General features: G+C 40.9%; 1 protein-coding gene. It reads left to right on the forward strand.

The window, feature by feature from the left end:
• Positions 1–419 precede the first annotated feature (419 nt).
• Entirely contained in the window at positions 420–15,887 is a 15,468-nt protein-coding gene (locus NLJ00_RS08705; protein WP_256636913.1) for an Ig-like domain-containing protein, read from the forward strand.
• The last annotated feature ends 34 nt before the right edge of the window (positions 15,888–15,921 follow it).

Below are 15,921 nucleotides of genomic sequence, written 5' to 3' on the forward strand. Positions count from 1 at the left end.
CGTATTTTTCGTTTAAATTACAAAATATTAATTTTTCATTAAAAAATTAAGAAATTTCTGTTGTTTCATTGTTAAATTACTATGTTTATTGACTTGTTAAAGTTAATTTATCTCGATGAAATGTGTATTTCAACGTTTTTCTGGGTAGTTTGTCGAGTAATGTAGCTAGTATTGAGGTGTTTATATACTTTCGCAGCACCAAATCTACTAATTTAATCCAAAGACGACTATGTGTCTTGAACCTGAAACAATTATGGTCCAAACGCTTTCCAATTATTTTTATGATTTTGAAAAATCTTTTTTCAAAAATCAAAAAACCAATCCTTTCAATTTATCGTATCTGCTAAATAATCTGAAAATCAATTTTTGGTATTCAGTTTCTATACTATCTATTACACAAATTAATACTGAGTTTGTCTATGCGTAACTTTACTTTTAACTGGTTTAAGTTTTCCAAACCAAATTTTCTTGTTTTATTCTTTTTACTACTTAGCTATAGTGTTTCTGCTCAATTTTACACGAAACATTATATCGCGCCGGCACCTTGGCAATATTTTAGTAAAGCAAATGAAATTGTTATTGCAACAAATTCTACTACTACTGTAAATATTACGCTAAGTAAGAGTGATGGTACTTTAGAAACAACTTTAACCGCGGTAAAAGGAGCTCCAGCGGTCTACAGATTTAAGCTTTATTCGAAAGATCTTCCAATGAATCCTCTAAATACGGTAATTTCAGGGGCGGGATTGATCATAACAAGTGATGGACCAACGTCTGTAAACATGCGAAATGTTGCTTCTGATGACTATGTTAATGGGGAAAACGTTGATGCAAACCTAAAGGGAAATGCGGCATTGACCAGTTTTGGTGATGCTGGTGTAGGGGTACGTTTTAGAGTAGGATATTATAGAGATGGTACATTAGGAAATTTTAGCGGTTTAGGAGATCAACGTCCAATTTATAGTATTATGGCAACTGCTAATAATACAACTGTAAAAATTAATAATGCTGTTGCAGCTACATTAAATGCAGGGCAAAGTTATTTGTTTAAAGCAGCTATAGGAACATTGGTTGAGTCTTCAAGTCCTGCTGTGATGAATACTTCAGCGGCGATAGATATGCCGGGTGGCTGTGGAGATGGGGCTTTTAATCAGGTTCCGCCTGAATCAGTTTTAGGAACGGAGTACTTTATTGAAAGAGGAAAAGGAAATGATACTGCAGAACAAACTACTGTAGTTGCTACAAAAGACAATACAGCTTTAACAATAGATACCTATTCAACAACAGGAGCATTAGTTGGTACAACTAACGTTACTTTGGCAACAGCGGGGAGTTTTTATACTTTTCAGAATGGTGTGTCGAATACAAGTTTTTCGGCATCGCGTGTTTTTGCAGATAAGAAAATTGTTGTGTATTCAGGTACAGCACAATCTTGTGAAGTTGATATTTCGACAATTGCCCCAGTATCAGAATGCGGGGGATCTAATTTTATAGAAACAGCAAAGTTTAGAAATTATGGTACTGGTTCATTACCTTATTTTGGATATATACTGTTAAGAAGTGCTACAGATGTAGTAACTGTAAATGGAACTAATATTGAGACTATAAGTGGTATTACAGCCCGTCATCAATTAGGAACTACAGGCTGGTATTTGATTAATTTTGAAGATACTCAAATAGGAAGTCCAAATGTTCTTTCTATTTCAAGTGCGGCCAAATTAACGGTTTCAATTGTACAGCAAGGAGGAGGATTCTCTATGGCAGGGTTTTTCTCTAATTTTGCGGTTCAGCCAGAAGATCCAACCATGACTTATATTTCTGGTGGAGGATGTACTAATAATAAAGCAGAATTGACAACGCCAGCTGGTTTTGCACCTTACCAATGGTATTATAATGGTACGGCAATAGCAGGTGCTAATTCTTCAACTTATACAGCAACAAAAACAGGAGCATATTCTGTAGCTTCAACTTTAACTTGTGGAGCTCAAACACAGTCAAAACCTGTTAGTGTTACTTTATGTACTGATTTAGGAATTACAAAAACAGTTGATAATGCAACACCATGTTTAGGATCTACTGTTGAATTTACTGTTAAAGTAAGCAATTTAGGAGGAAATAATGTTTCAGGGGTTTCGGTAAATGATTTGCTTCCTTCAGGCTATACTTATGTAAGTTCAACGCCATCAGTAGGTGTTTATGATTCGGCAAGCGGTAGTTGGAGTATTGGTGATGTAGACGCTCAAACATCTGTGACCTTAAAAATTACTGCAACAATAAATACAACAGGTAATTATACAAATACTGCTTCATTACCAGCATCAATAGATACTAATACAGCAAACAATTCAGCTAGTGCTGCAGTAACTCCAAAGACATCTAATCTTATTATTACCAATCCTGCTGCAATTTGCGCACCTGCTACGGTTGATTTAACAGCTCCGGCAGTTACAGCAGGAAGTACTCCAAATATGACACTTTCATATTGGACAGATTCAGCTGCATCTACTGCTTACACAACACCAAGTGCTGTTACTGCTTCAGGAACTTACTACATAAAAGCAGTTTCTGCTGATGGATGTCAGTTTATAAAGCCGGTAGTGGTAACAATTAACGCGAAAGCAAATACAGCTACAATTACAGCAAGTAGTTCTACTACATGTGCAACAGGAAGTATTGTATTAACATCATCTGGTGGTTCAGGTACTTATTTATGGTCAACGGGAGAAACAACGAAAAGCATTACAGTTACTACAAATGGAAGTTATACTGTTAGAAGAATAAATGCAGCAGGCTGTCCTGGTGACATTTCTGCGGCAACAGTAGTAACTTTTGTACCTGCAGCACCAACAGCTTCTTCGCAGACATTTTGCTCTTCTGAGAATAAAAAGGTTAGTGATTTAGTGGCTACAGGTACCAATTTGAAATGGTATAGTGCGAGCACTGGCGGAACAGCTCTTCCGACAACTCAGACATTAGCAACAGGAGATTATTTTGCAAGCCAAACTGTGAGTGGATGCGAAAGTTCAAGAACTCAGGTAGCTGTAACTATTAATACGATCTCTTCGGCTCCGGTTGCTTCCCCTCAGACTTTTTGCGCTTCTGATAATAGAAAGGTAAGTAATTTAGTAGCCACTGGAACCAATTTAAAATGGTATAGTGCAAGTAGCGGAGGTACACTTTATAATGGAACAGAAACATTAACAACAGGAAATTACTATGTAAGCCAAACTGTTAATAGTTGTGGAGAAAGTGCAAGAACGTTAGTAGCGGTAACGATAGATACTCCACCATCTGCACCAACAGCATCTTCACAAACATTTTGTGCAACTGATGCTAAAAAAGTTAGTGATTTAGTGGCAACAGGAACAAATTTAAAATGGTATAGCGCAAATAGCGGAGGTACACTTTATAATGGAACTGAAACATTAACAACAGGAAATTACTATGTAAGTCAGACTACTAATAGTTGTGGAGAGAGTGCAAGAAGGTTAGTGGCAGTTACAGTAAATAATACAGCTGCACCTACAGCATCTTCACAAACATTTTGTGCAATTGATGCTAAAAAAGTAAGCGATCTGGCAGCGACTGGAACTAGCTTAAAATGGTACAGTGCTTCAACAGGTGGAACTTTATACACAGGTACAGAAACATTAACATCAGGAAATTATTATGTAAGCCAGACTCTAAACAGTTGTGAGAGTACAAGAACTTTAGTGGCAGTTACAGTAAATAATACAGCTGCACCAACAGCCTCTTCGCAAACTTTCTGCGTAGCTGATGCTAAAAAAGTAAGCGATTTAGTTGCAACAGGAACGAATTTAAAATGGTACAGTGCTTCAACAGGTGGAACATTATATACAGGAACAGAAACATTAACATCAGCAAATTATTATGTAAGCCAGACTTTAACTGGATGTGAAAGTGCTAGAACGCTAGTGTCAGTAACAGTAAATCCAACACCATCGGCACCAACTATTACAGCAGGTGGTCCAACAACTTTTTGTTCTGGTGGAAGTGTTACTTTAACTTCTAGCGGAGGAAACAGTTATTTATGGTCAACAGGAGCAACAACACAGTCTATTACTGTATCTGCTTCGGGAACTTATAGTGTAAGAATTGCGAATGCTTCAGGATGTCAAAGTCCAGCTTCAACTGCTACGACAGTAACAGTAAATGCTATACCAGCAGTTCCGACATTAAGCGCTGTAACACAGCCGACATGTTCAACAGCAACAGGAAGTTTTACCATATCAAACTACAGTGCTTCTAACACTTATACAATCAGCCCATCAACGGGAGTTACCCAGTCAGGAAACACGATTACTGCTCCGGCAGGAAGCTATACAGTAACGGCTACGGCTAACGGATGTACTTCAGCTGCTTCATCAGCTGCGGTTATCAACGCACAGCCTGCAACTCCTGCAGTTCCGACATTAAGCGCTGTAACACAGCCTACATGTTCAACAGCTACAGGAAGTTTTACAATATCAAACTACAGTGCTTCTAACACTTATGCAGTAAGTCCTTCAACAGGTGTTACCCGTTCAGGAAACACGATCACTGCTCCGGCAGGAAGTTATACGATAACAGCAACGGCTAACGGATGTACTTCGGCTGCTTCATCAGCTGCGGTTATCAACGCACAGCCTGCTACACCTGCAGTTCCGACATTAAGCGCTGTTACCCAGCCTACATGTTCATCAGCTACAGGAAGTTTTACAATATCAAACTACAGTGCTTCTAACACTTATGCGGTAAGTCCTTCAACAGGCGTTACCCAGTCAGGAAACACGATCACTGCTCCGGCAGGAAGCTATACAGTTACAGCTTCAGCAAACGGATGTACTTCGGCTGCTTCATCAGCTGCGGTTATCAACGCTCAGCCGGCAACTCCTGCAGTTCCGACATTAAGCGCTGTAACCCAGCCTACATGTTCGACAGCTACAGGAAGTTTTACCATATCAAACTACAGTGCTTCTAATACTTATGCGGTAAGCCCTTCAACAGGTGTTACCCAGTCAGGAAACACGATCACTGCTCCGGCAGGAAGCTATACAGTTACAGCTTCAGCAAACGGATGTACTTCGGCTGCTTCATCAGCTGCGGTTATCAACGCTCAGCCGGCAACTCCTGCAGTTCCGACATTAAGCGCTGTAACCCAGCCTACATGTTCGACAGCTACAGGAAGTTTTACCATATCAAACTACAGTGCTTCTAATACTTATGCGGTAAGCCCTTCAACAGGTGTTACCCAGTCAGGAAACACGATCACTGCTCCGGCAGGAAGCTATACAGTAACGGCTACGGCTAACGGATGTACTTCGGCTGCTTCATCAGCTGCGGTTATCAACGCTCAGCCGGCAACTCCTGCAGTTCCGACATTAAGCGCTGTAACCCAGCCTACATGTTCGACAGCTACAGGAAGTTTTACCATATCAAACTACAGTGCTTCTAACACTTATGCAGTAAGCCCTTCAACAGGTGTTACCCAGTCAGGAAACACGATCACTGCTCCGGCAGGAAGCTATACAGTAACGGCTACAGCTAACGGATGTACTTCAGCTGCTTCATCAGCTGCGGTTATCAACGCTCAGCCGGCAACACCTGCAGTTCCGACATTAAGCGCCGTAACACAGCCTACATGTTCAACAGCTACAGGAAGTTTTACAATATCAAACTACAGTGCTTCTAATACTTATGCGGTAAGCCCATCAACAGGAGTTACCCAGTCAGGAAACACGATCACTGCTCCGGCAGGAAGCTATACAGTTACAGCTTCAGCAAACGGATGTACTTCGGCTGCTTCATCAGCTGCGGTTATCAATGCACAGCCTGCAACTCCAGCAGTTCCAACATTAAGTGCTGTAACCCAGCCTACATGTTCAATAGCTACAGGAAGTTTTACCATATCAAACTACAGTGCTTCTAATACTTATGCGGTAAGCCCTTCAACAGGAGTTACCCAGTCAGGAAACACAATTACAGCTCCTGCGGGAAGTTATACGGTAACGGCTACAGCAAACGGATGTACTTCGGCTGCTTCATCAGCTGCGGTAATTTCAGATTATATATGCGCTGAAGACGATGCTCCTTCATCGGTTAATGGTTTAGTTGGAGGATCAATCTTAACTATTTTTTCTAATGATAAAATAAATGGAGTATCTTTTATTCCAGCAGATGTTGTTTTAACAACAGGCACTCTTCCAACAGGAATTACTTTTAATTCTAATGGAACAATAAATATAGCTCCAAATACAACAGCAGGAACACATAACATAACTTATACTATTTGTGAAGCAACTAATTCTAGTGTTTGTGATTCAGCTATTGTTACTATAATAATAACTGCACCAGTAATCGATGCGGTAACAGAAACCACGGCATCTATCAACGGAAACACAGGCGGTATAACAGCAGCCTTAACAGCAAATGATACTTTAAACGGAAACCCTGTTGTAATCGGCAGTTCAGCAGGACAGGTAACCCTGACTGCAGTAGGAACGCTTCCGACAGGATTAACCTTAAACGCAGACGGAACAGTAACAGTTGCGCCAAACACACCAGCAAATACTTATGATGTTACATACACAATCTGTGAGGTGAGCAACCCAGGCAACTGTGATACTGTAATCTCAAAAGTTGTGGTTGGGGCAGCGGTAATCGATGCGGTAACAGAAACCACGGCATCTATCAACGGAAACACAGGCGGTATAACAGCAGCCTTAACAGCAAATGATACTTTAAATGGAAACCCTGTTACAATCGGAACATCAGCTGGACAAGTAACATTAACAGCGATCAGTGTTCCGGCAGGATTAACATTAAATGCAGACGGAACAGTAACAGTTGCAGCAAATACAGCAGCAGGAACTTATGATGTTGAGTACAGCATCTGTGAGGTTACTAACCCGACAAACTGTGATACCGTGATTTCAAAAGTTGTGGTTGGAACAGCAGTAATCGATGCGGTAACAGAAACTACAGCATCTATCAACGGAAATACAGGCGGTATAACAGCAGCCTTAACAGCAAATGATACGCTAAACGGTAACCCTGTAGTAATTGGAACATCAGCTGGACAAGTAACATTGACAGCGATCAGTGTTCCGGCAGGATTGACACTAAATGCGAACGGAACAGTAACAGTTGCAGCAAATACAGCAGCAGGAACTTATGATGTTGAGTACAGCATCTGTGAGGTTACTAACCCGACAAACTGTGATACCGTGATTTCAAAAGTTGTGGTTGGAACAGCAGTAATCGATGCGGTAACAGAAACTACAGCATCTATCAACGGAAATACAGGCGGTATAACAGCAGCCTTAACAGCAAATGATACGCTAAACGGTAACCCTGTAGTAATTGGAACATCAGCTGGACAAGTAACATTGACAGCGATCAGTGTTCCGGCAGGATTGACACTAAATGCGAACGGAACAGTAACAGTTGCAGCGAATACTGCAGCAGGAACTTATGATGTAACATACAGCATCTGTGAGGTTACTAACCCGACAAACTGTGATACCGTGATTTCAAAAGTTGTGGTTGGAACAGCAGTAATCGATGCGGTAACAGAAACTACAGCATCTATCAACGGAAATACAGGCGGTATAACAGCAGCCTTAACAGCAAATGATACGTTAAACGGTAACCCTGTAGTAATTGGAACATCAGCTGGACAAGTAACATTGACAGCGATCAGTGTTCCGGCAGGATTGACATTAAATGCGAACGGAACAGTAACAGTTGCAGCGAATACTGCAGCAGGAACTTATGATGTTGAGTACAGCATCTGTGAGGTTACTAACCCGACAAACTGTGATACCGTGATTTCAAAAGTTGTGGTTGGAACAGCAGTAATCGATGCAGTTACAGAAACAACGACATCAGTAAACGGAAATACAGGCGGCACAACAGCAGCCTTAACAGCTAACGATACACTTAACGGTAACCCTGTAGTAATCGGAACATCAGCTGGACAAGTAACATTGACAGCGATCAGTGTTCCGGCAGGATTGACATTAAATGCGAACGGAACAGTAACAGTTGCAGCGAATACTGCAGCAGGAACTTATGATGTTGAGTACAGCATCTGTGAGGTTACTAACCCGACAAACTGTGATACCGTGATTTCAAAAGTTTTGGTTGGAACAGCAGTAATCGATGCGGTAACAGAAACTACAGCATCTATCAACGGAAATACAGGCGGTATAACAGCAGCCTTAACAGCAAATGATACGTTAAACGGAAACCCTGTAGTAATCGGAACATCAGCTGGACAAGTAACATTGACAGCGATCAGTGTTCCGGCAGGATTGACACTAAATGCGAACGGAACAGTAACAGTTGCAGCAAATACAGCAGCAGGAACTTATGATGTTGAGTACAGCATCTGTGAGGTTACTAACCCGACAAACTGTGATACCGTGATTTCAAAAGTTGTGGTTGGAACAGCAGTAATCGATGCGGTAACAGAAACTACAGCATCTATCAACGGAAATACAGGCGGTATAACAGCAGCCTTAACAGCAAATGATACGCTAAACGGTAACCCTGTAGTAATTGGAACATCAGCTGGACAAGTAACATTGACAGCGATCAGTGTTCCGGCAGGATTGACACTAAATGCGAACGGAACAGTAACAGTTGCAGCAAATACAGCAGCAGGAACTTATGATGTTGAGTACAGCATCTGTGAGGTTACTAACCCGACAAACTGTGATACCGTGATTTCAAAAGTTGTGGTTGGAACAGCAGTAATCGATGCGGTAACAGAAACTACAGCATCTATCAACGGAAATACAGGCGGTATAACAGCAGCCTTAACAGCAAATGATACGCTAAACGGTAACCCTGTAGTAATTGGAACATCAGCTGGACAAGTAACATTGACAGCGATCAGTGTTCCGGCAGGATTGACACTAAATGCGAACGGAACAGTAACAGTTGCAGCAAATACAGCAGCAGGAACTTATGATGTTGAGTACAGCATCTGTGAGGTTACTAACCCGACAAACTGTGATACCGTGATTTCAAAAGTTGTGGTTGGAACAGCAGTAATCGATGCGGTAACAGAAACTACAGCATCTATCAACGGAAATACAGGCGGTATAACAGCAGCCTTAACAGCAAATGATACGCTAAACGGTAACCCTGTAGTAATTGGAACATCAGCTGGACAAGTAACATTGACAGCGATCAGTGTTCCGGCAGGATTGACACTAAATGCGAACGGAACAGTAACAGTTGCAGCAAATACAGCAGCAGGAACTTATGATGTTGAGTACAGCATCTGTGAGGTTACTAACCCGACAAACTGTGATACCGTGATTTCAAAAGTTGTGGTTGGAACAGCAGTAATCGATGCAGTTACAGAAACAACGACATCAGTAAACGGAAATACAGGCGGCACAACAGCAGCCTTAACAGCTAACGATACACTTAACGGTAACCCTGTAGTAATCGGAACATCAGCTGGACAAGTAACATTGACAGCGATCAGTGTTCCGGCAGGATTGACATTAAATGCGAACGGAACAGTAACAGTTGCAGCGAATACTGCAGCAGGAACTTATGATGTTGAGTACAGCATCTGTGAGGTTACTAACCCGACAAACTGTGATACCGTGATTTCAAAAGTTGTGGTTGGAACAGCAGTAATCGATGCAGTTACAGAAACAACGATATCAGTAAACGGAAACACAGGCGGTACAACAGCAGCCTTAACAGCAAACGATACGTTAAACGGAAACCCTGTATTAATCGGAACATCAGCTGGACAAGTAACATTGACAGCGATCAGTGTTCCGGCAGGATTGACACTAAATGCGAACGGAACAGTAACAGTTGCAGCGAATACTGCAGCAGGAACTTATGATGTAACATACAGCATCTGTGAGGTTACTAACCCGACAAACTGTGATACCGTGATTTCAAAAGTTGTGGTTGGAACAGCAGTAATCGATGCAGTTACAGAAACAACGACATCAGTAAACGGAAATACAGGCGGCACAACAGCAGCCTTAACAGCTAACGATACGTTAAACGGAAACCCTGTATTAATCGGAACATCAGCTGGACAAGTAACATTGACAGCGATCAGTGTTCCGGCAGGATTGACATTAAATGCGAACGGAACAGTAACAGTTGCAGCGAATACTGCAGCAGGAACTTATGATGTTGAGTACAGCATCTGTGAGGTTACTAACCCGACAAACTGTGATACCGTGATTTCAAAAGTTGTGGTTGGAACAGCAGTAATCGATGCAGTTACAGAAACAACGACATCAGTAAACGGAAACACAGGCGGTACAACAGCAGCTTTAACAGCAAACGATACGTTAAACGGAAACCCTGTATTAATCGGAACATCAGCTGGACAAGTAACATTGACAGCGATCAGTGTTCCGGCAGGATTGACATTAAATGCGAACGGAACAGTAACAGTTGCAGCGAATACTGCAGCAGGAACTTATGATGTTGAGTACAGCATCTGTGAGGTTACTAACCCGACAAACTGTGATACCGTGATTTCAAAAATTGTGGTTGGAACAGCAGTAATCGATGCAGTTACAGAAACAACGACATCAGTAAACGGAAACACAGGCGGTACAACAGCAGCTTTAACAGCAAACGATACGTTAAACGGAAATCCTGTATTAATCGGAACATCAGCTGGACAAGTAACATTGACAGCGATCAGTGTTCCGGCAGGATTAACACTAAATGCGAACGGAACAGTAACAGTTGCAGCGAATACTGCAGCAGGAACTTATGATGTAACATACAGCATCTGTGAGGTTACTAACCCGACAAACTGTGATACCGTGATTTCAAAAGTTGTGGTGACTGGAGGAGTATTAGTTGCTAATACCGATGTTATCGGATCAATTACATCAACAAATGCATCTCAAACATTACCATTAAATGTATTTGATAACGATACTAAAAACGGAACAGCATTAGTTCCATCAGATGTAAATCTGACAACAACTACTGCAGACCCAACAGGATATTTAGTTCTAAACCCGGACGGAAGTTTAACATTAGGTGCAAATGCTCCGGCAGGCACTTATCAGTTAACTTACACGATCTGTGAGAAACTAAACCCAACAAACTGCAGTTCAAACACAGTAAGTGTAACAGTAGGGGCACCGACACCAACGCCGGTAATTGATGCAGTAACAGAAACTACAGCATCTATCAACGGAAACACAGGCGGTATAACAGCAGCCTTAACAGCAAATGATACTTTAAATGGAAACCCTGTTACAATCGGAACATCAGCTGGACAAGTAACATTAACAGCGATCAGTGTTCCGGCAGGATTAACATTAAATGCAGACGGAACAGTAACAGTTGCAGCGAATACTGCAGCAGGAACTTATGATGTTGAGTACAGCATCTGTGAGGTTACTAACCCGACAAACTGTGATACAGTGATTTCAAAAGTTGTGGTGACAGCAGGAGTATTAGTTGCTAATACCGATGTTATCGGATCAATTACATCAACAAATGCACCTCAGACATTACCATTAAATGTATTTGATAACGATACTAAAAACGGAACAGCATTAGTTCCATCAGATGTAAATCTGACAACCACTACTGCGGACCCAACAGGATATTTAGTTCTAAACCCGGACGGAAGTTTAACATTAGGTGCAAATGCTCCGGCAGGTACTTATCAGTTAACTTACACCATCTGTGAGAAACTAAACCCAACAAACTGCAGTTCAAACACTGTAAGTGTAACAGTAGGGGCACCGACACCAACGCCGGTAATTGACGCCGTAACAGAAACTACAGCAGCGATTAACGGAAACCTTGGAGGCACAACAGTATCATTAATAACTAACGATACATTAAACGGAAACCCGGCTGTGATAGGCAGTTCAGCAGGACAGGTAACATTGACTGCAGTAGGAACGCTTCCAGCAGGATTAACCTTAAACGCAGACGGAACAGTAACTGTTGCTGCGAATACTGCATCAGGAACTTATGATGTTGAGTACAGCATCTGTGAGGTTACTAACCCGACAAACTGTGATACAGTAATCTCAAAAATTGTGGTAACAGGCGGAGTATTAACTGCAAATCCTGATACTATCGGATCAGTTACATCAACAAACGCACCTCAGACATTACCATTAAATGTATTTGATAACGATACTAAAAACGGAACAGCATTAGTTCCATCAGATGTAAATCTGACAACCACTACTGCGGACCCAACAGGATATTTAGTTCTAAACCCAGACGGAAGTTTAACATTAGGTGCAAATGCTCCGGCAGGTACTTATCAGTTAACTTACACCATCTGTGAGAAACTAAACCCAACAAACTGCAGTTCAAACACCGTAAGTGTAACAGTAGGAGGACCAGCACCAACACCAGTAATTGATGCCGTAACAGAAACTACAGCAGCGATTAACGGAAACCTTGGAGGCACAACAGTATCATTAATAACTAACGATACATTAAACGGAAACCCGGCTGTGATAGGCAGTTCAGCAGGACAGGTAACATTGACTGCAGTAGGAACGCTTCCAGCAGGATTAACCTTAAACGCAGACGGAACAGTAACTGTTGCTGCGAATACTGCATCAGGAACTTATGATGTTGAGTACAGCATCTGTGAGGTTACTAACCCGACAAACTGTGATACCGTAATCTCAAAAGTTGTGGTGACAGGCGGAGTATTAGTTGCAAACCCTGATACTATTGGATCAGTTACATCAACAAATGCACCTCAGACATTACCATTAAATGTATTTAGTAACGATACTAAAAACGGAACAGCACTGGTTCCATCAGATGTAAATCTGACTACGACTACTGCAGACCCGACAGGATATTTAGTTCTAAACCCAGACGGAAGTTTAACATTAGGTGCAAATGCTCCGGCAGGTACTTATCAGTTAACTTACACCATCTGTGAGAAACTAAACCCAACAAACTGCAGTTCAAACACTGTAAGTGTAACAGTAGGGGCACCGACACCAACGCCGGTAATTGACGCCGTAACAGAAACTACAGCAGCGATTAACGGAAACCTTGGAGGCACAACAGTATCATTAATAACTAACGATACATTAAACGGAAACCCGGCTGTGATTGGAACTTCAGCAGGTCAGGTAACATTGACTGCAGTAGGAACGCTTCCAGCAGGATTAACATTAAATGCAGACGGAACAGTAACAGTTGCACCAAATACACCGGCAGGAACTTACGATGTTACATACAGCATCTGTGAGATCAGCAACCCGACAAATTGTGATACAGTAATCTCAAAAATTGTGGTAACAGGCGGAGTATTAACTGCAAATCCTGATACTATCGGATCAGTTACATCAACAAACGCAGCTCAAACATTACCATTAAATGTATTTGATAACGATACTAAAAACGGAACAGCATTAGTTCCATCAGATGTAAATCTGACAACGACTACTGCGGACCCAACTGGATATTTAGTTCTAAACCCGGACGGAAGTTTAACATTAGGTGCAAATGCTCCGGCAGGTACTTATCAGTTGACTTACACTATCTGTGAGAAACTAAACCCAACAAACTGCAGTTCAAACACAGTAAGTGTAACAGTAGGGGCACCGACACCAACACCGGTAATTGATGCAGTAACAGAAACTACGGCAGCCATTAACGGAAACCTTGGAGGTACAACAGTATCATTAATAACTAACGATACATTAAACGGAAACCCAGCTGTGATTGGAACTTCAGCAGGACAGGTAACACTTACTGCAGTAGGAATGCTTCCAACAGGATTGACATTAAATGCAGACGGAACAGTAACAGTTGCACCAAATACACCTGCAGGAACTTACGATGTTATATACAGCATCTGTGAGATCAGCAACCCGACAAATTGTGATACAGTAATCTCAAAAGTTGTGGTAATTAGTGGAGCGCTATTACAAGCGATTGATGATGTAGTAGGATCAGTAGTTGGAGTAAATCATCCTCAAACCATTATTAATGTATTTAATAATGATACTAACAACGGATTACCAGTTGTTGCAAATGATATGAACCTTTCAGTTGTAACTCCAGATCCAACAGGATTCTTAACATTGAACCCTGACGGAACAGTAACATTGGGAGCAAATGCACCAAGAGGAACATATGAATTGACTTATCAAATTTGTGAAAAATTGAACCCAACAAATTGTAGTTCGGCTTCGATTAAAGTAACAGTTGATGAACCAACAATGACAGTAACAGCAAGCAGTTATTGTTCAAATAACGTTCCTTATGTGAAATACAATGTCGTGGCAGATAATTTTACACCAACTAATTTATTAACGATTCAATGGATCGATAGTGCAAACAATATAGTTGCAACTCAAACTAACTTACCATTAAGCGGAGATATATTATGGCCGGGTGCAACTATTGATGGCAGCGGAAATGGAACAGACTGGCCGGGATGGGTAAATACAAACGGTCAATGGACAGAAGCTGCTGATGGATTTGAGAAAACAAGACCAGGGGTTACAATGGTATTCTCATTAAACCCAACAGTTAGTGTGCCGGTAAATTATCCAGCAGCTACGGGAGATTGTAATGCAAGACCAACTTTTGCTATCCAGGCAAATAATGATACAGCAGGACCAATTGATGTTAGCAAAGGAGAAACTTCTGGTATAAATGTATTTAATAATGATACACATAACGGAGCACCAGTTATTCCAGCAAACGTAATTTTAAGTACAGTTACTCCAGATGCTAATTTAACTTTAAATGCAGATGGCACAGTTGGTATTAAACCTGGAACACAAACGGGAACTTATCACTTGACGTATCAAATATGCGATGCTTTAAGTTCATCTAATTGCAGTCAGGCAGTTGTAACTATTGAAGTCTTGAATACAGTTATACCGGTTACACCTACAAAACCAATTGTAGCTAACAATGACGGAGTAATATCGGTTGATGGAATTAATGGTTCTCTTGAGTTCATAAATGTATTAGATAATGATTTATTAGACGGATTAGCAGTTAATCCTGCAGACGTTACTATTTCAAATACATCTGGAAACAACAACTTTGAATTTAATGCAGACGGAACCGTAAATGTAAAACCAAATACACCAGGCGGATCTTATGATATTACATATCAAATTTGTGAAAAAGCAGCAACGACTACAAATTGTGCTTCAGCAACATTGACAGTTTTTGTAGAAGTTCCGGGAATTGCAATTGTTAAAACAGCAGTCTTCAATGATGATAATCATAACGACATTGCAAATGCAGGCGAAACAATTACATACAAATTCGAAGTAACAAACACAGGAAATGTGCCGTTAACAGGAATTACAATTACAGATCCGCTGCCGGGAGTAATCGTTTCAGGACAAGCTATTAGTTTAGCAGTTGGCGAATCAAACGATACAAACTTTACAGCAGTTTATAAAATAACACAAACAGATATCAATAATGGAAAAGTTACAAATCAGGCAAGTGTTAAAGGAAGCAGTGCAAAAGGAGTAGTAGTTGAGGATCTTTCAGATAATGATGGAATAAACGGAGACAAACCTACAGTAATAACATTAAACGGTTGTGAGATCAATGTTCTTAACGCATTCTCTCCAAATGGAGACAGCAAAAACGAACGATTCTACATTCAGGGATTAGAATGTTATCCGGATAATACAGTAGAAATCTACAACCGTTGGGGAGTTTTGGTTTTCGAAAAATCTGGATACAACAATGAAGACAGAGTATTTAAAGGATATTCAGAAGGGCGTACAACTATGAAACAATCAGAAGGATTGCCAGTAGGAACCTATTTCTATATTCTAAAATATAAAGACAGCGGTTCAAACCCTCACGAAAAATCAGGTTATTTATATATCAATAAATAAAAATTACAAACGGCTTAGTACAAGCTAAGCCGTT

Origin of the sequence: Flavobacterium panici (assembly GCF_024499525.1) — a bacterium.
Taxonomy (GTDB): domain Bacteria; phylum Bacteroidota; class Bacteroidia; order Flavobacteriales; family Flavobacteriaceae; genus Flavobacterium; species Flavobacterium panici.

Excerpts from the sequence above, each read along its gene's own strand:
- NLJ00_RS08705 (WP_256636913.1), top strand. The coding sequence starts at position 420 with ATGCGTAACTTTACTTTTAACTGGTTTAAGTTTTCCAAACCAAATTTT.